At 68.6% G+C, this 239-nt stretch carries 1 pseudogene; it reads right to left on the bottom strand.

The window, feature by feature from the left end:
* Nucleotides 1-221, bottom strand: a pseudogene (locus HWE04_RS24385) (glucose-6-phosphate isomerase); the annotation flags it as partial.
* Nucleotides 222-239 lie beyond the last annotated feature (18 nt).

Genomic DNA, 239 nt, shown 5'->3' with positions numbered 1-239 from the left:
ACACCCGTCTGCTCGGCCAGACGAAGCAGGGCGGCGAGCACCTCCTCGGTGAGGAGATTCTTCGAGAGGTCGACATGCAGGTCGGCCAGGGCGAACGAGAGCGACTGCGCGCGGTCGGCGTCGGCGGCGAACCAGCCGCGCAGATCGGGGGTGAACGCACCGTGCAGGGCGGTGAGCTCGGACCAGGCGGAAGTGGCTGTCGGATCAACGGGAGCGGTCATGCTCCCACGCTACTGCGA

The sequence above is a fragment of the Herbaspirillum sp. C7C2 genome (assembly GCF_022627865.1).
Taxonomy (GTDB): Bacteria; Pseudomonadota; Gammaproteobacteria; order Burkholderiales; family Burkholderiaceae_D; genus Herbaspirillum; species Herbaspirillum frisingense.
The sequence above is the reverse complement of the archived record's forward strand: the minus strand, read 5'-3'. Positions and strand labels throughout refer to the sequence as shown.